Source organism: Streptomyces sp. CRN 30, from assembly GCF_034105845.1.
The window spans coordinates 73,084-99,269 of sequence record NZ_JAVRHI010000091.1; the positions used below are offsets into that span (position 1 = coordinate 73,084).

The 26,186-nt window shown below is 73.2% G+C and carries 23 protein-coding genes and 1 pseudogene; 8 read left to right on the forward strand and 16 right to left on the reverse strand.

Annotated elements, in window-relative coordinates; translation table 11 throughout:
• The first annotated feature begins 66 nt into the window (after window positions 1–66).
• Together UW392_RS08790 and UW392_RS08795 are read left to right on the forward strand one after the other, a co-directional pair.
• A complete protein-coding gene (locus UW392_RS08790; RefSeq protein WP_320774325.1) occupies window positions 67–789 on the forward strand; it encodes a DUF6250 domain-containing protein in 723 nt (240 codons plus the stop codon).
• A 43-nt stretch (window positions 790–832) separates the two neighbouring features.
• Window positions 833–1,681: an alpha/beta hydrolase gene (locus UW392_RS08795; RefSeq protein ID WP_320774326.1), complete on the forward strand. Its 849-nt coding sequence runs from the start codon at window positions 833–835 to the stop codon at window positions 1,679–1,681.
• 18 nt (window positions 1,682–1,699) lie between these two features.
• On the opposite strand, the gene UW392_RS08800 is transcribed toward UW392_RS08795, so the two are convergent.
• A complete protein-coding gene (locus UW392_RS08800; protein ID WP_320774327.1) occupies window positions 1,700–2,767 on the reverse strand; it encodes an aldose 1-epimerase family protein in 1,068 nt (355 codons plus the stop codon).
• Window positions 2,764–3,510 carry an SDR family oxidoreductase gene (locus UW392_RS08805; protein ID WP_320774328.1) on the reverse strand — a complete coding sequence of 249 codons (747 nt, stop codon included), beginning with the start codon at window positions 3,508–3,510 and terminating at the stop codon, window positions 2,764–2,766. Before UW392_RS08805 ends, UW392_RS08800 begins: the two co-directional genes overlap by 4 nt.
• A 176-nt stretch (window positions 3,511–3,686) precedes the next feature.
• Here UW392_RS08805 and UW392_RS08810 point away from each other — a divergent pair, with 176 nt between their 5' ends.
• From UW392_RS08810 to UW392_RS08830, 5 genes are all read left to right on the forward strand, one after another.
• Entirely contained in the window at window positions 3,687–4,895 is a 1,209-nt protein-coding gene (locus tag UW392_RS08810; RefSeq protein ID WP_320774329.1) for a CoA transferase, read from the forward strand.
• The gene (locus UW392_RS08815) at window positions 4,892–5,989 is read left to right on the forward strand and encodes an extracellular solute-binding protein (RefSeq protein WP_320774330.1); all 1,098 of its coding nucleotides are present in this window, start codon (window positions 4,892–4,894) and stop codon (window positions 5,987–5,989) included. Before UW392_RS08810 ends, UW392_RS08815 begins: the two co-directional genes overlap by 4 nt.
• On the forward strand, window positions 5,986–6,786 hold the full coding sequence (locus UW392_RS08820; protein ID WP_320774331.1) for an enoyl-CoA hydratase/isomerase family protein: 801 nt from the start codon (window positions 5,986–5,988) through the stop codon (window positions 6,784–6,786). The genes UW392_RS08815 and UW392_RS08820 overlap by 4 nt, the downstream gene beginning before the upstream one ends.
• Window positions 6,787–6,799: 13 nt before the next feature.
• The gene (locus UW392_RS08825; RefSeq protein WP_320774332.1) at window positions 6,800–7,972 is read left to right on the forward strand and encodes a fumarylacetoacetate hydrolase family protein; all 1,173 of its coding nucleotides are present in this window, start codon (window positions 6,800–6,802) and stop codon (window positions 7,970–7,972) included.
• A gap of 107 nt (window positions 7,973–8,079) precedes the next feature.
• Window positions 8,080–9,120: a LacI family DNA-binding transcriptional regulator gene (locus UW392_RS08830; protein WP_320774333.1), complete on the forward strand. Its 1,041-nt coding sequence runs from the start codon at window positions 8,080–8,082 to the stop codon at window positions 9,118–9,120.
• A 9-nt stretch (window positions 9,121–9,129) separates the two neighbouring features.
• Here the strand turns inward: UW392_RS08830 and UW392_RS08835 are convergent, their stop codons facing one another.
• Both UW392_RS08835 and UW392_RS08840 read right to left on the reverse strand, forming a co-directional pair.
• The gene (locus UW392_RS08835; RefSeq protein ID WP_320774334.1) at window positions 9,130–9,789 is read right to left on the reverse strand and encodes a ThuA domain-containing protein; all 660 of its coding nucleotides are present in this window, start codon (window positions 9,787–9,789) and stop codon (window positions 9,130–9,132) included.
• A 58-nt stretch (window positions 9,790–9,847) separates the two neighbouring features.
• On the reverse strand, window positions 9,848–10,981 hold the full coding sequence (locus UW392_RS08840) for a mandelate racemase/muconate lactonizing enzyme family protein (protein ID WP_320774335.1): 1,134 nt from the start codon (window positions 10,979–10,981) through the stop codon (window positions 9,848–9,850).
• 138 nt (window positions 10,982–11,119) lie between these two features.
• On the opposite strand from UW392_RS08840, the gene UW392_RS08845 reads away from it, so the two are divergent.
• A complete protein-coding gene (locus tag UW392_RS08845; RefSeq protein WP_320774336.1) occupies window positions 11,120–11,869 on the forward strand; it encodes a FadR/GntR family transcriptional regulator in 750 nt (249 codons plus the stop codon).
• A gap of 59 nt (window positions 11,870–11,928) precedes the next feature.
• Here the strand turns inward: UW392_RS08845 and UW392_RS08850 are convergent, their stop codons facing one another.
• From UW392_RS08850 to UW392_RS08905, 12 genes and pseudogenes are all read right to left on the reverse strand, one after another.
• Window positions 11,929–14,595 carry a right-handed parallel beta-helix repeat-containing protein gene (locus UW392_RS08850; RefSeq protein WP_320774337.1) on the reverse strand — a complete coding sequence of 889 codons (2,667 nt, stop codon included), beginning with the start codon at window positions 14,593–14,595 and terminating at the stop codon, window positions 11,929–11,931.
• A gap of 43 nt (window positions 14,596–14,638) precedes the next feature.
• Window positions 14,639–14,707: pseudogene (locus UW392_RS66930) on the reverse strand (L-rhamnose mutarotase); the annotation flags it as partial.
• A gap of 201 nt (window positions 14,708–14,908) precedes the next feature.
• Entirely contained in the window at window positions 14,909–15,751 is an 843-nt protein-coding gene (locus UW392_RS08860; protein ID WP_320774338.1) for a carbohydrate ABC transporter permease, read from the reverse strand.
• On the reverse strand, window positions 15,748–16,599 hold the full coding sequence (locus UW392_RS08865; protein WP_320774339.1) for a sugar ABC transporter permease: 852 nt from the start codon (window positions 16,597–16,599) through the stop codon (window positions 15,748–15,750). The genes UW392_RS08860 and UW392_RS08865 overlap by 4 nt, the downstream gene beginning before the upstream one ends.
• Window positions 16,600–16,734: 135 nt before the next feature.
• A complete protein-coding gene (locus tag UW392_RS08870) occupies window positions 16,735–18,003 on the reverse strand; it encodes an ABC transporter substrate-binding protein (RefSeq protein ID WP_320774340.1) in 1,269 nt (422 codons plus the stop codon).
• Between the two features lie 54 nt (window positions 18,004–18,057).
• Window positions 18,058–19,503, reverse strand: coding sequence for a hypothetical protein (locus UW392_RS08875; protein WP_320774341.1), 1,446 nt, complete (start codon window positions 19,501–19,503; stop codon window positions 18,058–18,060).
• A 21-nt stretch (window positions 19,504–19,524) separates the two neighbouring features.
• The gene (locus UW392_RS08880; protein WP_320774342.1) at window positions 19,525–20,409 is read right to left on the reverse strand and encodes an amidohydrolase family protein; all 885 of its coding nucleotides are present in this window, start codon (window positions 20,407–20,409) and stop codon (window positions 19,525–19,527) included.
• Window positions 20,406–21,410: an aldo/keto reductase gene (locus tag UW392_RS08885; RefSeq protein WP_320774343.1), complete on the reverse strand. Its 1,005-nt coding sequence runs from the start codon at window positions 21,408–21,410 to the stop codon at window positions 20,406–20,408. The genes UW392_RS08880 and UW392_RS08885 overlap by 4 nt, the downstream gene beginning before the upstream one ends.
• 5 nt (window positions 21,411–21,415) lie before the next feature.
• Window positions 21,416–22,438, reverse strand: a complete 1,023-nt coding sequence (locus UW392_RS08890) for a hydroxyacid dehydrogenase (RefSeq protein WP_320774348.1) — start codon at window positions 22,436–22,438, stop codon at window positions 21,416–21,418.
• Between the two features lie 20 nt (window positions 22,439–22,458).
• Window positions 22,459–23,673 (reverse strand): enolase C-terminal domain-like protein, encoded by a 1,215-nt coding sequence (locus UW392_RS08895; protein ID WP_320774344.1) that lies wholly within the window; start codon window positions 23,671–23,673, stop codon window positions 22,459–22,461.
• Between the two features lie 139 nt (window positions 23,674–23,812).
• On the reverse strand, window positions 23,813–25,201 hold the full coding sequence (locus tag UW392_RS08900; protein WP_320774345.1) for a glycoside hydrolase family 28 protein: 1,389 nt from the start codon (window positions 25,199–25,201) through the stop codon (window positions 23,813–23,815).
• Window positions 25,202–25,294: 93 nt separating this feature from the next.
• The coding region (locus UW392_RS08905; RefSeq protein ID WP_320774346.1) for a GntR family transcriptional regulator at window positions 25,295–26,186 on the reverse strand (892 nt) is incomplete at its 5' end.

Consider the following 26,186-nt stretch of genomic DNA (forward strand, 5'->3'; position numbering starts at 1 on the left):
GACCGGCACCCACCCCGCCCGGCACCCACCCCGCCCGGCCGCCCGCCCCCGCAAGGAGCCCTTCCCATGACCACCACCCGCAGGACCTTCGCCGCCCTCGCGGCCGGCGCCGCCCTCTCCGCCGCCGTCCCGGCGGGCACCGCGCGGGCGGCCGGGGACCGGCGCCGCGGACACCTCCTCGCCGGGGACGACTTCCGCCACGGGCTGCGCAAGTGGGCCGTCGAACTGGAGGCGGGCGGCACCGTCACCGCCGGCCGCGGCGTCCTGGAGATCGACGTCCCCGCCGGGGCGACCGTCTGGTTCAGGCAGCGGCTGTCCGGGCCGTACACACTGGAGTACACCGCCACACCGGTCGCCGAGGGCGGTGCCAACGACCGGGTCTCGGACCTCAACAACTTCTGGAACGCCACCGACGTACGCTCCCCGCACGACCTGTTCGCCACCCGACGCGGCGGCGCCCTGGCCGAGTACGACCTGCTGCGCACGTACTACGTCGGCTACGGCGCCAACGGCAACACCACGACCCGGCTGCGCCGCTACGTCGGCGAGGCGGGGGTGCGCCCGCTGATCCACGACTACACCGAACCGCTGCTCGTCCCCGGCGCTCCCCACCACGTCCGGATCGTCTCCGACGGATCGGCCGTCCGCTGGTGGAACAACGGCCGCCTCGTGTTCCACCACGACGACCCGGAGCCGTACACGGCGGGTCACTTCGCCTTCCGGACCACCTGGAGCCACTTCCGCGTCAGCGACTTCCGGGTCCGGCGGCTGCCGTCCCGCACCCGCTGATCCACCGGCCGGCGGACCGGACCACCTGGTTACGATGGCGCCCATGGACGATGCTCAGCGCCGGACGCCGGCACTGCCCGGCGGCACCCGCTACGTCGCGACCCGCCACGGGCGGATCGCCTACTCGGACACCGACCCGGAGGGGACGTCCCCCGGGACACCGCTGCTCTTCGTGCACGGCAACTCGTCCTCGCGCAAGGTGTTCCACGCCCAGCTCGCCGACGACTTCGGGCCGCGACGGCTGCTCGCCCTCGACCTGCCGGGCCACGGCGAGTCCGACGACGCGACGGACCCCGCGGCCGCGTACACGCAGCGGGGCTACGCCGCGACGATCACCGAATTCCTCGGCACCCTGGGCGTCGACCGGGCCGTCGTCGTCGGCTGGTCGCTCGGCGGGCACATCGGCCTGGAGCTGATCCCGCTCTTCCCCGGCCTGGCCGGCCTGGTCGTGACCGGTACGCCGCCCGTCAACCGGGAGACCCTCGCCGACGGCTTCCTGCCGGCCCTCGGCCACGCGGGCGCCGAGCACATCACGCCCGCGCAGGCGGCGGAGTTCGCCGGGCAGATCTCCGTGACCCCGCCGCCCGCCTGGGTCGTCGACGACGTGACCCGGACCGACGGCCGGGCCCGCCGCCTGATGTTCGAGTCCTTCGCCGCCGGCCGGGACTCCGACCAGAAGGAACTCGTCGCCGTGTCGCCCGTCCCGCTCGCCGTCATCGACGGACGCGACGACCCCTTCATCAACCACGCCTACGTGGCGTCCCTGCCGTACGCCGCACTGTGGCGCGGTGCCCCCACGCTGCTGGAGGGGAGCCGCCACGCCTCCTTCCTGGAGGCCCCCGCCGCCTACGACGACCTCCTTCGCGCCTTCCTGACCGACCACGGCCTCTGACCGACGGCACGGCCGCCGTCACTCCAGGGTGCCGACCCGGAACACGGTCGTGTACACCCGCTCCTCGTCCGGTGCGAGGAACGTCATCGAGCCGTCGTCACGAGCCGCCTGCTCCCCCTGCACATGGTGGGTGGAGGGTTCAAAGCCCACTGCGTAGGCCCCTTCGCGCAGATGCAGCCACTGGAAGAAGTACGGGAACCGCGCCGTGTCGATCTCCAGCTCGAAGAAGACCCCGAGACGTTCGTTGACCAGCCGGGGCCGGACCAGACCGGCCTCGTCCGGCTTCAGCTCGTGCTCGTAGACCTGCTCCACGAACCCCGGCAGCGGACCCGGCATAACGGTGTGCGGGACGCCCTGCTCGGCGACGCTGTCGCTCTGCCACAGGGTGCGGGCGAGCGGCATCTCGTAGCGCGCGCCCTCGTCCAGGAACGGCCAGCCGATGTTGACGTGGTACAGGTACATGTGCGGAGTCGGGTCGAAGCCGGCGTTGCGCACCCGGTCGGTCAGCCGGATCTCCGTACCGCCCAGGTCGGCCTCGATGCGGCGGGTGAGCCGCAGGTGTTCGCCGAAGATCGCGGCCTGCCGTACCTCGCCCTCGGCCCAGAGCACGCAGCGCCCGTCGTCCTCCCACCGCTCGCCGTAGCCGGTGAGCCGGGCGGGGATGTTCGCGACGCGCCCGTGCAGCCCGTTGGAGACCGTGGTGCGCGGCGGATAGCGGTACTGGGAGGCGTCGACCTCCGCGCCGAACAGCGTGTGGTCCAGGCCCGCGGTCAGCAGCAGCCCGGAGAAGCTGCGCATCATCGACAGGCCGTCGTCGTCGCGGTACTCGTGCAGCCCGGGATGGCGGAACCCGGTCGCCGAGCGCCAGCCGAAGCCGCGGCCCGCGAACTCCGCGCCGCCGAGGTCCATCGCCCGGTCCACCAGCACGTCGAAGGAGAGCCCCGCGCCCGTACGGAACTCCAGGGCGCGGATGCCCCGTTCGGACCCGTCGTCCAGGACGACCGAGCGCACCCCGCCCGCCGCGCCCAGATCGCCGGCCAGCCGCGCGAGACCCTTGCGGTCCAGGTCACGTCCGTGCAGCTTCACGCCATCACCCACCCTCCGTTGACCTCGACGCACTGACCGGTGACGAACGACGCGTCCGGCCCGGCGAGGAAGGACACCACCGCGGCCAGCTCCTCCGGCTGTCCGCGCCGCTTCAGCGCCTGGTGGTCCAGGACGTGCCGACGGTACGCCTCCGGGTCCTCGTGGATCTCCTCGGCGGCGGTCGGGAAGGCGCCGGGGGAGACGCAGTTGACGCGGATCTCCGCCGGTCCCAGCTCCCGGGCGAGCGCGCGGGTGAGCGTGACGGCGGCGCCCTTGGTGGAGACGTAGGACGCGAGCGAGGACCAGCCGCCGTGCATCGTGATCGACGCGATGTTCACGATCGCCCCGCCGCCCGTGACGCTCATCCGGCGCGCTGCGGACTGCGCCGCCACCCAGTACGCGCGCTGGTTGACCGCCACCACCTCCTCGTACTCGGCGAGCGGTATCTCCAGAAACGGCCGGCTCGGGTAGACGGCGGCGTTGTTCACCAGGACGCGCGGCGTGCCCAGTACGGCCTCGGCGCGCTCGACGGCGGCCTCGATCGCCGCCGCGTCGCGCAGGTCGGTGACGAGGGGCAGTGCCCGCGCGCCGGCCTTCTCCACCTCCTCGGCGGTGCGCTCCAGCGACACCGGATCGCGGTCCAGTACGGCGACGTCATGGCCGTCGGCGGCGAGCCGGACGGCGATCGCCCGGCCCAGGGCGCCGCCGGCGCCGGTGACGAGCGCGGCCTGAGGTTGCTTCATCGGTGGTTCCCCTCTTCCCGGTGCGGACCGGGCGCCAAGTGGGCGACTGCGATGGGCTGTTGGGGCCGTTGACACCGTGAGAGGTGCCTGCGTAGCGTGAATGTTAGCGCTATCGGTAGCGCTAACAACAGGGTACGGACGTCAGCGAGTCCCCATGACCGAACGTCAGGAGTCCCATGACCACGCGTGACAAGCCCGGCATACTCTCCGGCTACCGGGTCCTCGACTGCTCCATCGCCATGGCCGGCCCCTTCGCCGCCCAGCGCCTCGGCGACCTCGGCGCCGACGTGGTCAAGGTCGAACCGGTCACGGGGGAGTGGCAGCGCCACGCCGCGGCCGGCGGCGCCGGCGGCAACCGCGTCAACGTCTCCTTCCTGTCGCTCAACCGCAACAAGCGCTCCCTCGCCGTCGACCTCAAGTCCCCGGCCGGCAAGGAGGTGCTGCGCCGCCTGGTGACCGGCGCCGACGTCTTCCTGCAGAACTACCGCCCCGGCGTCGCCGACCGCCTCGGCGTCGACTACGCCTCCCTCGCCGCGCTCAACCCCGCCCTCGTCTACGTCTCCGTCTCCGGCTACGGCGAGGACGGCCCCTACGCCCAGCGTCCCGGCCAGGACCTGCTGCTCCAGGCGATGTCCGGCGCGATGCTCTCCGCGGGCCGGGCCGGCGAGCCACCGCGCGCCGCCGGCCAGTACCTGGTGGACGCCGTCACCGCCGCCACGGCCTTCGAGGGCGTCCTCGCCGCCCTCCTGCACCGCGAACGCACCGGCGAGGGACAGCTCGTCACGGTGAACATGCTGGACGCCGTCACCACCCTCCAGATGCAGGAACTCTCCGTGCACACCGTGGGCGGCCTCCCGCAGCACCGCTCCGCGCAGCCCCACGCGCACGTCTACATCCGCTCGCCCTACGGCGCCTTCGAGACCGCCGACGACTACATCGTCCTCGCCTTCCCGCCCCTGAAGACCCTCGGCGAGATCCTCGGCGAGGACACCTTCCTCGCCATGGAGGACGAGGAACACGGCTGGACCCACCGCGACGAGATCTTCGCCCGCACCCAGGCCCGCCTGCGGGAGCGGCCCGCCCGGCACTGGCTGGACGCCTTCGCCGCCGCCGGTGTGTGGGCCGGACCGGTCTACGGCTACGCCGACCTCGTCGACGACCCCCAGATCCGGCACAACGGCACCTTCGTCACCTACGACCACCCCACCGAGGGCCGGGTGACCGTCCCCGGCTTCCCCTACAAGTTCTCCGCGACCCCGCCGCGCATCGACCGCGGCGCCCCGCTCACCGGCGAACACACCCGTGAGGTGCTCGCCGAGGCCGGCCTGGACGAGCGGGAGATCGAGGAGCTGTTCGCCGCCGGCACCGTGACGGAGACCTCGTGACCTACACCGGACTCACCTGGGACCACCCCCGCGGCCACGACGCCCTCGCCGCCTCGGCCGGCGACCTGATCCACTGGGACGTCCAGCCCCTCGAAGGCTTCGAGTCCCACCCCGTCGACGAGCTGTGCGCCCGCTACGACCTGATCGTCCTGGACCACCCGCACCTCGGCGAGGCCGTCCGGGCCGGCTGCCTGACCCCGCTCGACGACCTGTTCACCCCCGCCGAACTCGTCCGCTGGCGCACCGACTCCATCGGGCCCACCATGTGCTCCTACGAGCTGGCCGGCCGCCAGTGGGCGCTCCCGCTGGACGCGGCCACCCAGGTCGCCGCCACCCGCACCGACCTCACCGGCGGCGAGACCCCCGCCACCTGGGACGAGGTCCACCGCCTCGCCCGCCGCGTCCCGGTGGCGCTCTCTCTCGCCGGGCCGCACGCGTTCCTCACCTTCGCCTCCCTCGCGGTCGCGGCGGGCGAGGAACCCGGCACCGACCCCGACCGGCTGATCAGCGACGCCACGGGGCTGGCGGTCCTCGACCGGATGGCCGACCTCGACGCCCTCGCCCCGCCGCGGACCCGCTCCCTCAACCCCATCGGCCTGCTGGAACTCATGACCGGCACCGACCGCCTCGCCCACTGCCCGCTGGTCTACGGCTACGTCACCTACGCCGGACTGCTCACCTTCACCGACGCCCCCGCCCTCGCACCGGGCGGACGGCCGGGCTCCACCCTCGGCGGCACCGGACTCGCCATCAGCACCCGCCGCACCCCCTCCGCCGCCCTCCTCGACCACGTGCGCTGGCTGATGTCCCCCGCCGCGCAACGGGAGTTCCTGCCCCGGCACCACGGCCAGCCCAGCGCGCGCGCCGCCTGGACCGACCCCGAGACCGTCGCCGCCGACTTCTACCGGCGCACCCGCACCACCTGCGAACGGGCCTGGGTCCGCCCCCGGCACGCCGGCTACATCCCCTTCCAGAGCGCGGCCTCCGCCGTCGTACGGGAGGCACTCGCCGGGGACACCGGACACCGGCCGGCCCTCGACCGGATGCGCGCCCTGTACCGGGCGAGCCGCACACCGAAGGAGCAGCGCGCATGACCGGCACCGCCACCCCGCCCGACCTGGGAACCCCGCACGTCCGGCTCGACGTCGCCGACCGCGTGGCGACCCTCACCCTGGACCGGCCCGGCAAACTCAACGCCGTCACCCCCGAGATGTCCGCCGCCCTGGTCCGCGCGATCCAGTGGTGCGACGGCACCGACGACGTCCGCGCCGTCGTCGTCACCGGCGCCGGCGACCGCTCCTTCAGCGTCGGCTCCGACATCCGGGAACTCGACCGCTACGCCACCCCGTGGGAGTTCCGCAACCGCGTCGACTACTGCGACGCCCTGCGCGCCGCCCGCACCCCCACCCTCGCCGCCGTCAACGGCTACGCCCTCGGCGGCGGCCTGGAGACCGCCCTGTCCTGCGACATCCGCCTCGCCGCCGACACCGCGTCCTTCGGCGCCCCCGAGATCACCCTCGGCTGGATCGGGGGCGGTGGCATGGCCGCGTTCCTCAGCCGCGCCGCCGGACCGGGCAACGCCGCCCTGATGCTGCTCACCGGCGACCGGATCGACGCCGAGCGGGCCCTGAAGTGGCACCTGGTGAGCGAGGTCGTACCCGGCGCCGAACTGCTCGACCGGGCCCGCGCCCTCGCCGCCGTCATCGCCTCCCGGGCCCCCGTCGCCGCCGAGACCGCCAAGATCAACCTGCGTGGAGCGGGCAACCTCCCCGAGGACCAGGCCCTCGCCTACGAACGCGACCTGCAGACCGTCTGCTTCGCCACCGAGGACGCCGCCGAGGGCCGCCGCGCCTTCGCCGAGAAGCGCACCCCCGTCTTCCGCAAGCGCTGAGAGGACCACCACCATGAGCCAGTGGCCCGACGCCACTACCACCCTGCCCGCCGACGGCACCGCGGGCGCGCTCGTCGGCCGGGTCTGGCGCCCCGGCCTCGGCCCCTCCGTCGTCGCCGTCCGCGACACCGGCGTGTACGACGTCACCGGCGCCTTCGCGACCGTACGCGACCTGTGCGAGACACCCGACCCGGCGAAGCTGCTGCGCGCGGCCCGCGGCGAGCGGATCGCCGGACTCGACGCGCTCCTCGCCAACACCCCGCCCGGGAAACGGGACCCGGAACTGCCCTGGCTGCTGGCCCCGGTGGACCTCCAGACCGTCAAGGCCGCCGGGGTGACCTTCGTGGTGTCGATGCTGGAACGGGTCATCGAGGAACGCGTCCGCGGCGACGCCTCCGGCGCGGCCGAGGCCCGCGCCCGCATCGGCGACCTCGTCGGGGACGACGTCGCCGCCCTGCGGCCCGGCTCGCCCGAGGCCGCCGCCCTCAAGGAGATCCTCGTCGCCCAGGGGGCGTGGAGCCAGTACCTGGAGGTCGGCCTCGGACCCGACGCCGAGATCTTCACCAAGGCCCCGGTGCTCTCCGCCGTCGGCACCGCGACCGACGCCGGGGTGCACTCCGCCTCCCGCTGGAACAACCCCGAACCCGAGGTGGTGCTGGCGGTCTCGTCGACGGGCACCGTCGTCGGCGCGACCCTCGGCAACGACGTCAACCTCCGTGACGTGGAGGGCCGTTCGGCGCTGCTGCTGCCCCAGGCCAAGGACAACAACGCCTCCGCCGCCCTCGGCCCCTTCCTGCGCCTCTTCGACGACGGCTTCGGCCTCGACGACGTACGGCGGGCGGTGGTCACCCTCACCGTCGAGGGCACCGACGGACACCGGCTGCGCGCCGAGTCCTCGATGGCCGCCATCAGCCGCGACCCGCTGGACCTCGTCGCCCAGCTCATCGGGGACCACCACCGGTATCCCGACGGCGCGGTGCTCTACCTCGGCACCATGTTCGCGCCCGTCGAGGACCGCGACGCGCCCGGACAGGGCTTCACCCACCACGACGGGGACCTCGTCACCATCACCACCCCGCGGCTCGGCTCCCTCGTCAACCGGGTCCGGCCCAGCGAGGAGTGCGCGCCGTGGGAGTTCGGGCTCGCCGACCTGATGCGGTCCCTGTCGGCCAGGGGAGCGCTGTGAGGGACGGCGCCGGGACGGCCGCGGCGGACGGCCGGGAGACGGCCGTGGAGGGCGGTGGGAAGACGGCCGTGGCGGCCGGTGGGGGAGCGGCCGATATCGTTCCCGGTGTGACCCCGCCGCCCCGCCGCCCGCGCAAACGCTCCGCGACCCGCTCGGTGACCCTCTCCGACGTGGCGGCGGCCGCCGGGGTGTCGGCCCAGACCGTCTCCCGCGTCGTCCGCGACCCCGCCGCGGTGCCCGACGAGACCCGCGCCCGGGTCGAGGCGGCGATCACGGCGACCGGGTACGTGCCCAACCTCGCCGCCAGCAACCTGGCCTCCAACCGCAGCCGCACCGTCGCCGCGCTCGTCCCGCAGATCAACGCGTCGGTCTTCGCGGACACCGTGCACTCCTTCTCCACGGCCCTGTCCGCCCACGGCTACCAGATCTTCGTCGGCACCACCGACTACCGGCCCGAGCACGAGGAGGAGGTCCTGCGCAGCTTCCTCGGCCGGCGGCCCGACGGACTCCTCGTGGTCGGCACCCGGCACACCCCGGGCACCCTCGCGCTGCTCGGCGCGGCCGGGGTGCCGGTCGTGGAGACCTGGGGCTGGTCGCCGGACCCGGTGGACCTGCTGGTCGGCTTCTCCAACGCGGCGGCGGCCGGCGCGATGGTCGCCCACCTCGCCGGACGCGGCCGGCGCCGGATCACCTTCGCCGGCCGGCACACCTCCGGCGACCCCCGGGCCGCCGAACGCCTCGACGGCTACACCACCGCCGTCCGCGACCTGCTGGGCGCCGAGCCGCGCACCGTCGACGCGGGTCCCGAACCGGTCACCATGGACACCGGGGTCGCCCTCCTCGACCTCGCGCTGGAGCGGTACCCGGACTCCGACGCCGTGATGTTCTCCAGCGACGTCTTCGCCGCCGGCGCCCTGCTGGCCTGCGTGCGCCGGGGCATCGACGTCCCCGGCACCCTCGCGCTCGCCGGGTTCGGCGACTTCGAGTTCGCCCGGCACCTGGTGCCCGCGCTGACCACGGTGGCGGTGCCGAGCGCGCTCATCGGCGAGCTGGGCGCCGAACTGCTCCTGGCCCGTATGCGCGGCACCCCGGTCGACACCCCGCACCGGGACGTCGGCCACCGGATCGTGGCCCGGGAGAGCACCTGACCCGCCGGCTCACCGCGCCGCCCACCGCAGACCCCGCCGCACGATCGTGGCGGTCTGCGGCACCCGCAGGTCGGCGACGCGGTGGCCGAGCGTGCACACGAAGACCCGCCCGGCGCCCCAGCGGCGCGTCCACACCACGGGGAACTCCACCGGCTCCTCCCACTGGTCGCCGTCACAGGCCAGCACGGACGTCGCCAGGACGGTGTTGAGGGCGTCGGTCAGCACCCAGTAGTGCTCGGTGACGACGCCGTAGTCCGCGATGCCCTGGGTGATCTCCCCGTCCCGGTCCGGAGCGGCGGCGATCCGCACCGTGAACTCCTGGAACCCCTCCGGGTGCCACAGGAACCGTCCGCCCACCATCCGCAGGTAGCGGGCGTTGGCCACGTTGGTCGCGACGACACCGCCGTGCCACCCGGCGAACCCGGTGCCCGCCTCCACGGCCGACACCAGCCCCGCCTCCTGAGCGGCGGTCAGCTCACCGGCCGACCACGAGTGGACGACGAGGTCGGTGGCGGCGAGCAGGTCCGCCTCCTCGTAGACCGCGAGGTCCTCGCGGACCGTGACGTCGAACCCGGCGTCCTCAAGGTCCGGCAGGAACAGCTCGGTGCAGCCGACCGGGTCGTGGCCTTCCCAGCCGCCGCGCACCACCAGGGCCTTGCGTGTGCTCACGTCGCGCTCCTTCGTGTGCTGTCGGGGACGTAAGGGACCGGCCGGGTCGTCGGCCTCTTCAGGGGACGAGCCGCAGACCGGCGTCGGCCGGGCGGACGTGCGGTCCGGCGGCGCCGGACCACTGGCCGGCGGCGGCGTGCGTGGCGATCGACTCCTCGTCGACCTCGATGCCGAGGCCCGGGGTGTCGCCGAGAACGATCCCGCCGTCGCAGATCTCCTGGTCGACGCGGAGGCCGACCGGGGCGCGCAGGTCCTGGATCTCGGTGACGAGGTGGTTCGGCACGGCGGCCGCCGCGTGCGCGACCGGGTTGGCGTTGTACCCGACGGGACTCACCGGCAGTCCGTGGCCGAACGCGAGCGTCGAGACGCGCAGGAAGTGGGTGATCCCCCAGACGCTGCCGGTCTGCACGACCTCCACCGCGTCCGCGTCGAGGAGCGCCCGGTACTGCTCAAGACCCGTCAGGTTCTCCCCGGTGGCCACGGCGGCGCGGGCGCCGGTCACCACGGCGCGGTGGCCCGCCACGTCCCAGCGCCGGACCGGCTCCTCGATCCAGGTCAGCTCCGCCCGGCTCTCCACCCGCCGCGTGAGGCGCACCGCCTGGTGCCGTCCCCACGCCTCGTTCACGTCGTACATCAGCGCCGGGCGCGCGCTGTTGGGGCGCAGCACGTCGCGGACGGCGAGCAGCCGGCGCACGTCGTGGTCGATGTCGAGGCCGCCCTTGACCTTGGCGCCCGAGAAGCCGCGCTCGGCCCACTGCCCGTAGAAGGCGACCAGTTCGTCGTCGGTGAGCGCGTACTCCAGCCCGGAGGCGTAGCCGGGCACGAAGCGGTCGGCGGCGCCCAGGGTCCGCCACAGCGGCTCCCCGGCGATCTTCGCCTTGAGGTCCCACAGCGCCATGTCGAACGCGCCGACCGCGCCGAACGTCCGGCCCGCGTGCCCGGACTTGAAGACGTGGGCGAGCATCCGGTCGTAGAGCGAGGTGACGGCCCGGGGGTCCTGGCCGTCGAGGGCGGGGTAGACGCGGTGTGCCTCGGTGTGGGCGCCGAGGCCGACGCCGGTGAGGCCCTCGTCGGTCTCCAGCAGGACGAGCGGGACCTCGGTGACTCCGCCGGCGACCACCCCGTTGACATCACCCACCGGCCGCCCCCACTCGTGCACCGTGGCAAGGGACCGGTAACCGGTGATGCGCATCGGGCTCCTCCTGGGCAACCGGGCGACTGGGTTATAACTTGTAATACGAGTGATGACCTTAGCACGGTCCGCTAACCTTGGGTCTTCGGACAGCGTGGGCCCACCGGACCAGCACACACCTTGGGAGTCCCTGACCAGATGAGCAATCCATCCGCGGACACCACCGCAGTGTCCCGTCCGCTCCGGCGCCGGCCGCCGCTCGCCGAAGCGGTCGTGCAGAGCCTCGCGACCGCCATCGTGCTGGGGGAGCACCCCCCGGGAACGGCGCTGCCGTCGGCCGGTGTCCTGTGCGACCGGTACGAGGTGAGCCGGACCGTGATCCGCGAGGCCACCACGACACTCGCCGAGAAGGGACTCGTCGCCACCCGGCAGGGCTGGGGGACGGTGGTCCTCGACCAGGACCAGTGGAGCCTGCTCGACCCGCTGGTCCTCGACGCGCTGTTCCAGCGCGAGGACCGCCTGGTCTTCCTGGACAACCTCATCGAGATCAGGACCACCCTGGAGTGCGCCATGGCCGCCCGCGCGGCCGGCCGCATCGACGACGCCCAGGCGGCGGCCCTCGCGGCGAAGCTGGAGGAACTGGCCGCGCTGCGGGACGACGCCACCGCCTACGCCCGCGCCGACATAGAGTTCCACGAGCTGATCCACCGGGCCTCGCAGGACGCGTTCGGACGGGCCATCGTCTCCAACATCCAGGGCAAGGCGCTGCGGTCGCCGCAGTACAACGGCGACCCGACCCGTGAGGACATCGAGCTGACGCACCGGGCGCACGCCCGGGTCGCGGCCGCGCTGCTGGCCCGGGACGCCGACGCCGCCGCCGACGCGATGCGGGAGCACATCACCTCGTCCTGGGCCCGCCGCCGCCCCGCCGACGCGGGCGACGCCTGAGGCCACCGGCCGGCCCGCACCCCGCCGCGGGGCGCGGGACCGGCCGGTCACCGGTCCGTTCATCCGCCGGTGTGTCCGGGCCGCCCGATGCCCTCCGCGGTGACCAGGCGGTTCCACTCCCGCACCCACGCGGACCCGAACTCCCGGGCCGCGCCGCCCTTCGAGGAGAACGACAGTGTGCCGGGGTCGAAGCCGGCCTCCGTCGCCGTCGCGGCGGTGAGCGTGTGCGTGCCCGCCGTGCCGCTCCACCGGGTCACGTCGTACACCGACGTCGGCTGCGCGAAGGTGGCGGACGACCCGGTGAAACCGGTGCCCCCGCCGATCACCACGGAGTGGTCCACCCCGATCCGGGAGGGCACCCACACCGAGTCGGGGTCGTCCCACACGGTGGCGCGGGAGCAGCCGCCGGTGCCGGTGGTGGAGTAGTCGGCGGCGGTGCAGTCCCGGCCGGTCGCGGCGGCCCGCGGCACGTACCACTCGGTGATCTCCGGGTAGGTGACCGGTCTCCCGTCGGAGTACCGGTGCCGGCCGTCCGTGTAGTGCCGGTGCCAGGCGGCGACGGTCTCGGGCGTCGCGCCGTACTTCTCGCCCTCGCGGACGTCCAGGAAGGAGTCGAAGCGGCTCAGCAGCACCCAGCTGTTGTCGATCGGGAGCCGGGTCTCGCCCTTCTGGTGGTAGATGCCGCCGTGCCCGGCCCGGGTCACCCCGAGGTACACGTTGTCGTCGGCGCTGTTGCTGTGGCCGGAGTTGAGGTTGACCCCGGAGTGGGCGTCCTCCACGACGTTGTGGTGGAACCGGAACCCGGAGGCGCCGTCGTCCAGGTAGAGCGCGTCGTTGCTGCCGCCGATCCCCTCGAAGTGGTTGTAGGCGACCTCGTTGCCGAGGTACGTGAAGTCCCGGCCCGCGTACACGGCGCCCATGTCACCGGCGTTCTTCACCACGTCGGAGAACCGGTTGTGGTTGACCCGCATGTCGTTGCCCATGATCTGCACGGCCATGTGCGGCGCGTCGTGGACGTAGTTGTACGCGAAGGTGTTGCCGACGCCGTTGAGGTAGCCGGCCGGTGTGTACGTCGCGAGTTTCGAGAAGCGGGTGATCTCGTTGTGGTGGGCGGTGTTGTTCCCCCGCTCCAGGGTGGCGCGGTCGCCGCCGCCCAGCAGCACCCCGCCACCGCCGAGGTCGTGCAGGAAGGAGCCGCGCACGACGTTGTCGTGGCCCCCCTGCACGGTCTCGTGGTCGGGCATGCTGGTGATGGTGTCGGTGGTCCGGCCGATCCGCACCGCGTCCATGCTCACGTTGGAGATGTCGACCCCGTCGACGAGCGTCCCGACGGCGTCCAGCAGTTGCACCCCGCTGACCAGCGACCCGGTCATGGCCAGACCCCGCAGGGTCACCCCCCGGACCCCGTCGAGCAGGAAGAAGTTCTTGTCGAACGTCTGGAGGGTGGCGGACCTCCCCTCCATCGTGCCGCCGTCGGGCCGGTAGTAGAGCACGTCGTTGTCCCGGTACCGGTCGATGTAGTACTCACCGGCGGTGTCCAGCTCCGACAGGACGTTGAGCACCTTCACCTTGGTCCACGCGTCCTGCGGGACGTACATGGACGGGTACTTCGTGTACAGCCGGTCCCCGCTCCACGACAGGATGCGCACCATGTCGTTGGCGTAGTTGTTGCCGAGGTACCCCGAGAGCCAGCCCTCGGTCTCCGTCGTCGTGTTGTCGATGTCCTCGATCCAGCGCGGGTCGAGCTGCACGGGGACGTCGGCGTACTTCCCGAACCCGCGGGTGCCGAGATCGTCCACGACGGGCTCGGCCTCGGGGGCCCAGCGCCGGTAGCGGTCGCCGTCGGCGGCCCGGCCGCCGACGGTGAAGACCGACGGGGTCATGCGCCGCATCTCCTCCGGCGACCAGGTGTCGCGCTGCTCCGGGTCGGCGAGGAGCTGCTTCTTGTCCTCGAACTGCGCCCTCGGTGTCGTACCGGAGGTGTTCCAGTCGGACTCCGGGCCGAAGCGGGCGTCGAGGTCCACGTTCATCAGGTCGCGCGGTCCGTCGGCCTTCCACTTGGCCCCGGTGCCCCACAGGTGGCAGTCGGTCCCGGTGGTCGCGCACCCCGTGCCGTTCGGGTACTCGGCGAGCGTCTGGGTGGTGCCGCCGACGGCGAGTTCGGGTGCGAAGGGGTCCTGCACCCAGTTGAAGCCGTTCTTGTACAGCGTGCCCGGGTCGATACCGTGCGCGCCGAGGTCGAAGACCCACACGCCCTCGCGCAGCGCGGGCGTGTCCAGCCGGGTGTGGGAGGAGTACCGGGGCTCGGCGAGGGTCTGCGCCGGCAGGTCGGTGAGCCGCTGCCAGCCGTCGGCCGGCAGCTCGTGCGACCCGGTGACCGGCACCTTCTCGTCCCGGTACGGGGCGTAGGTGACCCAGGAGTGCTCAGGGCCCGTGAGCCGGACCGTGTCGTCGAGGACGTAGGTGCCGCCCCGCAGGTACACCGTGCCGCGGGCCCCGGCCGAGGTGCGCCCGGCCAGCGCGTCCCGCGCGGCGGTGATCGTCCGGAAGGGGTCCCCGCGGCTGCCGTCGCCCGCGTCGTCGCCGTCCGCCGCCGAGACCCAGACCGTCGGCCCCCGGTGCCCGGCCGCCGCGGAGTGGGCCGCCGGGGCGGCGGCACCCGCCGTCAGCACCAGGGCGAGGGCGGTGATCACCGACCGGGCCGGCCGTCCACCGGTTCTCTTCATACGTGCCTCTCGTCTCAGGCCTGTCCCTCGTCGAGCGAGCGGTTCAGTCCAGGTGGAAGACCTCTTCACCGTCCACCCAGCGCTCCCCGGGCGCCGCCGAGTCCAGCGGCTGCTGACAGGGGTCGGTGAGGGTCCACCAGCGCTGGGTGTCCGGGTCGGCGGCGAAACGGCCATGTCGGCCGCGTGGTCGTCGCCGGTGTACTCGTAGTAGGCGAACAGGATGTGGTCGCGCAGGAAGACCGAGTAGTTGGTGATGTGGCCCGGCGGGGCCGCGCGGGACCTGCGGACATGGCGTCTCACTCCTTGTGGGTGGTCACCCCTTGACGGCTCCGGCCGCCAGGCCGCTCATGACATGGCGCTGCATCACGACGAAGACGGCCAGGATCGGGATCACCGCGAGCAGCAGTGTCGGGAACACCTTGGTGTAGTCGGTGGAGTACTGGCCGACGGCCGCGTACACGCCGGTGGTGACCGTGTAGATGCCGCTGCCGGGGCCGAGGATCATCTGCGGGCTGGCGAAGTCGTTCCACACGCTGAGCGAGTTCAGGATGAACACCGTGGCGATGACCGGCCGCATCAGGGGCAGGACGATCCGCCACAGCGTGTAGTACCGGCCGGCGCCGTCGATGGCCGCCGCCTCGTCCAGTGACCTGGGCAGCACCCGCACGTACCCGAAGAACACGAACAGCGTGAACGGGATCGTCGTGGCCGTCATGAACAGGATCAGCCCCGGCAGTGTGCCCATCAGTCCGATCGAGCGCAGCACGAAGATGACCGGCACCAGGATCACCTGCGTCGGGATGAACATCCCCGCCACGAAGAAGAACAGCAGCAGCCGGGAGAGGAGCTTCGGGGTGCGGGCCAGCACATAGGCCGCGGGCGCGCACACGCCCATGGCCAGGGCGTTCACGCACAGCACCAGCGCGGCGGTGACGCCGTACCCCTTCACGATGCTGAAGTCGGGGTTGTTCCAGGCGTCCGCGAGGTGCTGGACGGTCGCCGTGCCGAGGTCGAGCGTGAAGGGGTCGGCGAGGATCTCCTGCTGGCTCTTGAAGGTGTTGACCACCAGCAGGTACATCGGCACGAGCATGCCGACGGAGACGAGGGAGACGAACGCCACCCGGACGGTGGCGGCGGAGGTGAGGGTCTTCTTCATCCGATGGACTCCGCATCGTCCTCGGCGCGTCTGCGCAGGAGGAGGACCGTGAGGGCCGGCACCGCGCCGGCCAGGATCAGCAGGACGGCCTGGGCCGAGGCCACGCCGATGTCCCGCTGGGGGAAGGACACGGCGAGGATCGAGTAGGCGAGGGTCTTGGTGGAGCCGGCGGGACCGCCGCCGGTGAGGGAGACGACGACGTCGTACGTCTTCAGCAGGGAGATGCCCGAGGTGATGACGGCGACCGTCACCGTCGACGCCAGCGACGGCCAGGTGACGGCACGGAACGTCTGCCACCGGCCCGCGCCGTCGATCCGCGCCGCCTCCAGCAGCTCCGCCGGAACCGCCTGAAGACCCGCCAGGTACAGGATCAGCTGCACGCCGAAGAGCGACCAGACGATGACGAAGATCATCGACCACAGGGCCCAGTCCGGGTCGCTGAGGAAGGGGAGACTGTCCGTGCCCACCTTCTCCAGCATGGTGTTGACCACGCCCTGCGGCCCGAGGATCGCCTGCCACAGGAAGCCGACCACCAGCGCGCTCAGCACGTGCGGGTAGAACATCACGACCCGGCCGAAGGTGGTGAACCGGTTGGTGCGCTGGAGCAGCAGGGCCAGGCCCAGCGCGGCGAGATTGACGGCGACGGCCCCCACCACCGCGACCACCCCGGTCACCACCATGGTGCCGGTCATGTCGTCGGAGGCGAACACCGTGCGGTAGTTGTCCAGACCGACGAACTCCGGGACACGGGTGGGGAACCCGTTGTACTCGGTGAGGCTGTAGTAGAACGCGTAGCCGACCGGGACGACCAGCAGGGCGGCGTAGATCAGCACCGCGGGCAGGACCATACTGAGGTTCGTGCCCGTGTGCCGCCAGTTCCGCCGGGGCCGGCGGGGCGCCGGGCGTGGCACGGGCCGTACGTCGGGCCGCGGGACCCGCCGCTGTGCCGGGCGCGGTGTCGATGTGAGTCTCTGCGCCATGGGTCAGCGGTTCTCGTCGACCCATTGGTCGATCGCCTTCGCCGCGTCCGCCGGGCCGGCGCCGGTGTACAGGCTCTGCGCGACCTCGGTGAACTTCGGGTTGAAGCCCGTCACCGGCAGCCGGATGTCGCCCTGCCCCTCGCCCACGGCGACCAACGCGGGGGCGTCGTCGAGGACGGACTGGATCTGCGCGTCCACGGCGCTCTGCTCCAGGTCGGCGCCCTTGCGGAACACCCCGTCCGAGCCGAGCTGCGCGTCGACCGCCTTCTCGTCGGTCACCAGGTACTCCACCAGCTGCCGGGCGCCGTCCTCGTCGCCCGTGCCCGCGCGGACCATGTACGGGTTGGCCATGGTCGCGCCCTGCGGTCCCGGGTAGCTCTTGCCGTCGGCGGCGGGCGGGGAGAAGACACCCACCTCGAAGGGGAGGTCCTCCGCCTGGTTCAGGGTGGCGGCGAACCAGCTGCCGTTGGTGTAGAGGCCCACCTTGCCCGCGATGAAGTTGCCGTCCGCCTGCGAGGGGCTGAGCCCGACGTCGCTCTTGGCGATGTAGCCCTCGCCGATCCAGTCGGCGTACCGCTCGAAGGCCGGCTCGTACAGCTCGCCGACGGAGACCTTCTCCTCGGAGACGGCCGTCTGCCACTCGGGACGCAGCTGGTTGAGCGCCGGGTGGTAGAGCTGCTGGAGCTGGAGGCCGGTCTGGAAGTCACCGGCGGTCTGCATCGGTGTGTAGCCGGCCTTCTTCAACGCGGCCAGGGCGTCGTCGAGTTCGTCCCAGGTGGCCGGCGGCTCGCTGATCCCGGCCTTCTCGAAGGCGGTCCTGTTGTAGTAGACGAGCGACTGCGTCTGGGTGCCGACCCCGACCGCGTAGTGTTTGCCGTCCATGGCGTACTCGTCGAACATCGGCGTGTCCTTCGCCCAGGACTCCCCGGAGAGGTCGACCAGCTCGGGTGCCGTGTCCTCGTCCGGGAAGATCGACTGGATGACCTCCGGCGCGGTCCCCGCGGCCAGTTGCTGCGGGAAGGACTCGGCGACGGACTTGCCGGTCGGCCCCTCGATCCTCACCTTCAGACCGGTCTCTTCCTCGAACGGCGCGACCAGCTTCTCCCAGTACGCCTGGTCGAGGTTGTCGGTGAGGTTGACCATCATCCGTATCTCGCCGTCCTCACCGTCAAAGGAGGCGGTGCCCGACGAGCAGGCCGCGAGGAGCAGCAGCGGAACCACGGCGGCGAGCGCGGTACCGCGCGCTCTGCCTTTCGAGTGGGGTGACATCATTGTCGGCTCTCACTTCCTCGATGGGGAAACCAGTGGGTCACGGTCGGTACGGCGTCACAGCAACCCTCGGTAGGGCAGGGGCCCGACGGCCGTGATGTCGGTGGGCGCGGCGGAGCGGTCGACGCGGTAGATCCCGTCGTCGGCGACGAAGAACTCCGGCACCCGCGGGTAGCGCAGCTCCTCGGGCAGCGGCTCCCGGTCCGTCCAGGCGAAGAACTCCCGGGCGAAGGCGGACCGGTCCTTGCGCCCGTAGTAGAAGAGGTCACCCGCGGTCAGCGGGCTGCGCACACACCAGTGGACGCCGGACTCCGCCCAGAAGGCACGGTCGCTGACCAGCACCGACTGCCGGCCGCTGGAGGCGAACACCCGGTCCCAGAAGTCCTCGTCCGCGCCCAGCCGGGCGGTGAGGAACAGCAGGTCGTGCGCGTGCCAGGCGGTACTGGGCGCGATGTCCGCCTCGTTGTGCCAGCCGCTCGCGGAGGCGAAGTAGCCCGCCGGTGTCTGGTAGCGGGCGTAGGTGGCGAGGCACGCCTCGGTGAAGGTCTCCAGCTCCGGGTCCGGGCCCTCGGCCAGCACCTCGTGGATGCCGTACAGGGTCAGTCCCATGCCCGCGATCAGCATGGGGGTGTCGCTCTTCAGGGTCCGTTCGCCCTTGACGTACCAGTAGCGGTGGTAGCGGGTGGCGCCGGTCTCGTCGGTCCACGCCGAGCGGGCCACGTGCCGGCACAGGCGGCGGGCCTCCTCCAGCAGCCCGGGGGCGCCGTACGCGCGGTGGCCGAGCACCAGGGGGACGATCATCAGGCCGTAGTACTCGGCCGGTTCGAGGATGCCGCCCTCGGTACGGTCCCGCACCGTGCGGAACGTACCGGTGCTGTCCGCGTCGGGCACACCCCGGTGGTGGAAGAGCCGGACCAGCTCGGCCAGATCCTCGGGTATCTGGTCCGCGTACGTCTTGTCGTCGGCCAGTTCGGTGTAGAGCTGCTTGACCCAGACCCGGGCGTACTCCTGGTTGCAGGTGCCGTCCGGGCCGGGCCGGCCGCCCCCGTACACCTCGCAGGCGTCCAGGTTGCGCCGCACCGCCGCCAGTACGGCCGTCACCTCGTCGGCGGGCAGCAGGTGCCGGGCATGGCGCAGCGCGAGCAGCATGCCGAGGCTGCCGACGGCGTTGTGGATGAGCCCCCGCGTCGCCGACTCGCCCACCTGGAAGCCGATGTGCGCGTACTGTCCGTCGGCCTGGAACTCGGTGGACTGGTAGCGCAGCAGGCGCCGCAGGAGGTCCAGGCCCCGCTCGTCGGGGCGGGCCGCCAGAGCCTTCGCGAAGGCACCGAGGGCGGGACCGGCGAACGTGGTGTGTCCGCTGGTGAAGTCGAGGAAGGTGGCGGGGTTGGTGCCCCACACGCTGTGGTTGTGGAAGCCGTTGACTGCTCCCGCGTCCGTCACCCAGCCGCGCAGCCAGCCGGCCAGCGCGGCCGTGTCCGGCGCGGTCGTGCGGTGTTCCATGGTGTTCCCTCCGTCGGCGGTTCACCCGGCCGTGTCGCGTGCGGCGTCCAGCAGAGCGGCGTCGATGCGGTAGAAGTCCGCGGCCGTGCCCCCGAGGACCGCGGCGCGGTCGGCGGCCGACAGCGGCGCGAGCAGTTCCTCGTACGCCTCCCGGCCGCGTGCGTAGCCCCCGGCCAGCACGGAGACCGGCCAGTCGCCGCCGTACATGAGCCGGCCGGGTCCGAACAGCTCCAGCGCGTCCTCGACGAACGGCCTGATCTGCCCGGTCGTCCACGAGGCGAGGGGGCCGGCGGCGGAGTACAGGCCGGAGACCTTGGCGTGGACCTGCGGGTGCCGGGCGGCGGCCGCGATCAGCTTCCGCCATCCGGCCCGGTCCTCGGAGCCGCCGCCGACCGGTGGTTTGCCCAGGTGGTCGACGACCAGGCGCAGCCCGGGGTGGCGCTCCGCCAGCTCCGGCACGTGGGCCAGCGCCGCGGGCGAGGAGGTGACGTAGTCGAAGGCCAGCCGCTCCTCGGCGAGCAGGTCGAGCCCCCGGGCGACGTCGGGGCGCAGGATCCACTCCTGGTCGGGGTTGTCGTGGATGAGGGCCCGGACGCCCACGACGTGCGGATCGCCGCGGAGCTGCGCCAGCCGGGTCCGGGCCCGCGCGGGGTCGTCCAGCGGGACCCAGGCGACGACGCCGACGATCTCCGGGTGGGCGGCGGCGTTCTCCCGCATGTACGCGGTGTCCGCGTCGTTGTCGGCGGCCTGGACGAGGACGGCGGCGGTGACACCGGCGGCGCGCAGCTGCGGACGGACGTCGGTGAACCGCATGGCCCGGTCGATGGGCGCGGAGTCGGGCCCGAGCCAGTCGTACGCGGCGCGCGCGGGATCCCAGACGTGCAGGTGTGCGTCGATGACGGTCATGCCCGCCTCCCGGTGGTGCGATGTACGGGGTCGAGGCCGGGAACGAGCCCGAGTCCGGCCGGTTCCGCCCAGAGGGCGTCGGGCACGTCGGCCGTTACGCGGCGCGCGCTGCCGGCGGACTGCGCCGTGTCCCGGGCGCCGGTCACCACCGACACGACCGCCGGGTCCCACAGCGGGTGGGCCACGGCGGCCTCCGGCGGGGTGACGCCGTGCCGGGCGCAGACGGCGGCGATCGCCGCCGCCCGGTCGGTCAGGGCGCGGGAGGCCGGCCGGTAGCCGTAGGTGGCACCGGCCGTCGGGCGGTCGGTCGCCGGCAGCCCGGAGTTGTGGACCGCGGCGGCGACGACGCCCGCGCCGCGCTCCCGGGCGAGGGCGAGCAGCGCGTCCCGGGCGGAGTGGTCCGGCAGGGTGTGCCGGCCGGCCACCATGACCAGGTCGACGTCGCACCGCCGGACGGACCCGGCCGGCATCGCCGTCTGGTTCATCCCGACACCCACCGCCTTCACCACGCCCCGGTCGCGCGGTGCGACGAGGGTGTCGACGCCGGTCCCGGCGGCCTGACGCCAGTGCGCGTCCGGGTCGTGCAGGTAGACGACGTCGACGTGGTCGAGGCCGAGCCGGCGCAGGCTGCCGTCCAGGGAGCGCGGGATGCCGTCCCGGCCGAAGTCGAGGACACGGCGGTACGCCGCCGGTACCGCGAACCCGCCGTCGTCCTGCCGGTGCGCGGTCCGCGGGCTGTGTATCAGCAGCCGGCCCACCTCGGTGGAGACCACGTACTCGGCGCGCGGACGGCGGGCGAGGGCGGCGCCCGGCCGGCGCTCGGCGAGGCCGAGGCCGTAGTGCGGGGCCGTGTCGAAGTAACGGACACCGCTGTCCCGGGCCGCGTCCAGGGCACCCGCGGCGTCCGCGTCGTCGACCACGCCGCCGAGATTGCCCAACTGGGCTGTGCCGAGACCGAGTCCGGTGAACGCGGGACCGCGTGCGGGGGTACGGGTACGCACCGTCCTCACCCGACCCTCGCGGCGGCGGAGGCGGCGAGGTCCTCCGGGTGGGCGAAGGGGCGGCGGGCCGCGTAGCGCTCCACCTCGTCGGCGACGGCGTCCCCGATGCGGTGCAGCTCCCCGCCGAGCGACCCGGCCAGGTGCGGGGTGAGCACCACGTTGTCCAGGGTCCACAGCTCGCTGCCGGCGGCAGGCGGTTCGGGGTCGGTGACGTCGAGCACGGCGTCGATACGGCCGGTGCGCAACTCGGCGACGAGCGCCTCCCGGTCGACGACGGCGCCCCGCGCGGTGTTCACCAGCGTGGCGCCGTCCGGCATCAGGGCGAGCCGTCCCGCGTCGATCTGCCCCTTCGTCCGCGGGGTGAGCGGCTGGTGCAGGGAGACCACCCGGCTCTCCGCCATCAGCACGTCCAGCGCCACCGGACGGTCACCGAGCGCGGTCGCCTCCGCGGCGGTGAGGGTGGGGTCGTGGAGGAGGACGTCCAGATCGAAGGGGCGCAGAAGCCGGAGCACCGCGCGGCCGACGGTGGAGGCACCGACGACACCGACGGTCTGCCGGTAGTTGCCGTGTCCCGGCGGCGCGGTGAGGAGGTCGGGCAGGCGGCGCCCCGCACGGTAGCGGTGGCCGGCGGTGAGGGCACGCTTGCCCGCGAGCAGGATCATCGCCAGCGCGTACTCGGCCACCGGGACGGAGTTGGCGGCGCGGGCGTTGGCCGCGACCACCCCGCGGGCGGCGAACACCGCCGGGTCCTCCAGACAGGTGGCTGCGACACCGCCCGCGTAGACCACGGCCCGCAGCCGGGAGGTGTGCGGGAGGTGCGCGGCCCGGACGACGGGGGCGTTCCAGCCCGCGACGAGGATCTCCGCGCCGGCCAGCGCCGCGCGGGACGCGGGGGAGTCCAGTTCGGTGAGGACGTGGTCGGTGTCGAGGTCGGCGGCGCGACGCAGCCGGGCGAGGGCGTCGTCGTCGAAGAGGGAACGGGCCAGCCGCCGGGGGTTCATGGCGAGGACGGCACGGGGACGGGCCACGGGGTACGGGCGGGGACGGGTCACGGGGTGCGCTCCTTCGCGGCGCGCTCACCCTGCTCGGACTCCAGCCGTCCGAGCCCCTCCACGCCGCTCCCGCCGGGTTCGGGCACGAGGCGCAGGCCCGCCGCCGGCGGCCGTACGTGGGGGCCGTCGGGGTGGGACCAGCCCGCGCCCGCCGCGAGTTCCGCCACGGCGGCCTCGTCGACCGTGATGCCGAGACCAGGGGTGTCACCGAGCACGATGCCGCCGTCCGCGACGACCTGGTCCACGGTGACCCCCACCGGCATCCCGGTGTCCTGCACCTCGGTGACCAGGTGGTTCGGGGTGGCCGCGGCGGCGTGGGCGAGCGGGTTGGCCTCGTAGCCGACCGGGCTGACCGGCAGGTCCCGGCCGTGCGCGAGGGTGGCCACCCGCAGGAAGTGGGTGATGCCCCAGACGCTGGCGGTCTGGACGACCTGCACGGCGTCCGCGGCGAGCAGGGGACGGAACTGTTCAAGCCCGGTGAGGTTCTCCCCGGAGGCGACGGCGGCGCGGGCGGCCCGGCCCACCGCCCGGTTGCCGGCCACGTCCCAGCGGCGCACCGGTTCCTCGATCCAGGTGATGTCCACCCGGCTCTCGATCCGGCTGAGCAGCCGCACCGCCTGGTGTCTTCCCCAGCTCTCGTTGACGTCCAGCATCAGGGCGGGGGAGCGGGTGTTGCCGCGGAGCACGTCGGCGACCGCCAGCAGCCGCGTGGTGTCGCGGTCCGCGTCGAGGCCGCCCTTGAGCTTGGCGCCGGTGAAGCCGCGCTCGGCCCAGCCGGAGTACAGCGCCACCAGCTCGTCGTCGCCCAGGGCGATGTCGAGGCCGGAGGCGTAACCGGGCACGAAGCGGTCGGCCGCGCCGAGGGTGCGCCACAGCGGCTCGTCGGCCATCTTCGCCTTCAGGTCCCACAGGGCCATGTCGAAGGCGCCGATGGTGCCGAACGTCGCGCCGCCGTGTCCGCTCTTGAACGTGTGCGCCAGCATCCGGTCGTAGAGCGCGGTGACGGCCCGCGGGTCCTGGCCGTCGAGGGCGGGGAAGACGCGCGGGGCGTCGGCGTGGGCGCCGAGCCCCACTCCGGTGAGACCGCGGTCGGTCTCGACCAGTACCACCGGGACCTCCGTGACACCGCCCGCGATGAAGCCGTTCGCGTCCCCGACGGGACGGCCCCACCGGTGCACCGTCCGCAGGGACCGGTATCCGGTGATTCTCAACTGCTCCCCCTCGAAGTGCTCGTTCGCGCCGTGCAAAGGGAACGGTGCCGTGCTGCCACCAGCGAAAACGCGGTGCGGCACCCTCAAGCGGTCGTAACGTATCATACAAGTGACGAGTTGGAGAGAGGCGTGAACGGCCTCACAGCGGCTCGCCGTTGACCGTCACCCGGTGCAGGGACAGGTCCGTCGCCGACTGGAACAGCGGGTCCCGCGCCGCCCGGTCGAAGGTGAGCCGGTCGAGGCGGACACCGCTCACCGGCGCCTCGGCCGGCCCGCGGACGCGCACCGGGTACTCGCACGGGCCGCGCACCGACCAGCGGGCCGCCGTCAGTCCGGACACCTCGGCCGGCAGTGTCCCGCCGGTGCCGCCCGCGTACTGGAAGGTGACCTCGAACGGCACGTACGTCCAGCCCGGCGCGTCGACGTCGGTCACGCGGACGTCGCGCACGTAACCGCCGCGCGTCGGCGTCGACTTGACGTTCAGCACCGAGGCGACGGACGCCTCGCCCAGCTCCGGGTCGTAGGGCAGGCGCAGCCCGCGGGCCACCACGTCCGAGACACCGCCGCTCATCTCGCTGCCGATGGCCACCGCCGCCCCGCCGCTCAGGTACACGCAGTCCCGGATGCGGATGTGCCGGGAGGGCACCCCGACCCGGCGGCCGTCCTCGTCGCGCCCCGACTTGATCGCGACGCAGTCGTCGTGCGTGGCGAAGGTGACCCGCTCGATGGTGACGTTCTCGCAGGAGTCGGGGTCGCAGCCGTCGCTGTTCGGCCCCTCGCACTCGACCCGCACATCGCGGACGGTGATGTCGCGGCTGAGCACCGGGTGGATGTTCCAGAACGGGGAGTTGCGCAGGGTGACACCCTCGATCAGCACGTTCGCGCAGGCGTAGGGCTGGACGAAGCTCGGGCGCAGGTGGTGGCCCGCGCCCAGGACCCGGTCGGCGACCGGGCCGCCCCGCGCGCCCCACTGCTCCAGGGTCGCCCAGTCCTCGCGCTCGTGCGGCATGCCGGTCTGCCAGCCGTACTGGCCGGAGCCCTTCCACGGCCACCAGTGCGCGTTGTCGCTCCGCGCGTCCAGGACTCCGCCGCCGGTCACGGCGATGTCGTGCTGCCGGTAGGCGTAGACCAGCGGCGAGTAGTTGTACACCTCGATGCCCTGCCACCGGGTGCGCACCACCGGCAGGTACGCCGCCGGGTCGGTGTCGAACAGCAGCGTCGCACCCTTCGCGACGTGCAGGTCCACGCCGCTGAGCAGGTGGACCGGGCCGGTGGCCCAGCGGCCCGGCTCCACCAGGACGTGCCCGCCGCCGGCCGCGTGGCAGGCCCGGACGGCGGCGCGCAGGGCGGCCGTGCAGTCGGTGGTGCCGTCGCCCACGGCGCCGTGGTCGGTGACGGGGAACCAGCGGTCGGGGAAGCGCGGACGCCCCCGGCCGGTCGCGGCGGCGTCCGTGGCACCGGCCAGGGGGAGCGCGGCGGCGGCCAGGGCGCCGAGGCGGAGGACATGTCTGCGTGCGGGATCGCTCATGGGTGTACCCCTCGGAAAGTGGTGGGACCGGCGGCGGGCGCGCACGCGGTGCCGCCGGTGGCGCGGCGGGCTCTGTCAGGGGCTGCGGCCCGGTCAGCCTTCCGGGGCGGACCGGTCGGGCAGGAAACGGGCGGCCTCGCCCGCGGCATGGGCGGCGAACATCGGCCCGGCGACCTCGGGGTCACCGGAGCGCAGCACGTCCAGGAGGTCCGCGTGGTGCTCGGCCATCGCGCCCCAGCCGCCCGCGTAACGCGGGTCGCCCAGCACGTGAAGGTCCCACAGGCTGGACTCGATCATGCGCCACAGGCGGATCAGCGCGGCGTTGCGGGCAGCTTCGCACACATGCCGGTGAAAGGACATGTCCGCGTCACGAAAAGCGCCGATGTCGTCCTCGGCGGCGGCCTCGCGCAGCAGTGACACGTCCTCGGTGAGCAGCCGGACGTGCTCGGCGTCCAGGCGCTCGGCGGCGCGCCGGGCCGCGTACTCCTCGAACATGACGCGGATGTCCCGGACGTCTCGCGCCTGGCGCGTCGAGATCCGCGCCACGTAGGTGCCGCGGTGCGGCTGGGAGACGACCAGCCCCTCGTAGGCCAGCCGTTTGATCGCCTCGCGGGGCGGCGCCTGACTGGTACCGACCTGGCGGGCGATCTCCGACTCCACCAGGCGGCGGCCGGGTTCGAGCCGGCCGCTGACGATCGAGTCGCGGAGCAGGGCGTAGACGTGGTCGGAGAGCAACTGACGCGGCATCCGCGCGGCGGACCGGACCTCCGGCCCGGTCTCCTCACGGGCCCGCCGGTCACGCCGCTCACGCGGGGCCCGCACCTCGCGCGCGTCCTCGGATTCGCGCGTCCCGCGCGACCCGTGCGGCCTCCGCGCTTCCGGCAGTCGTGCCCGCTGTTCCCGCCAGATCCGGGCCACGGTGGACTGCGACAGACCCAGCGTGTCCGCCAGGGCGCGGGTGGACGGCACCGGTGTGCCGTCCGCG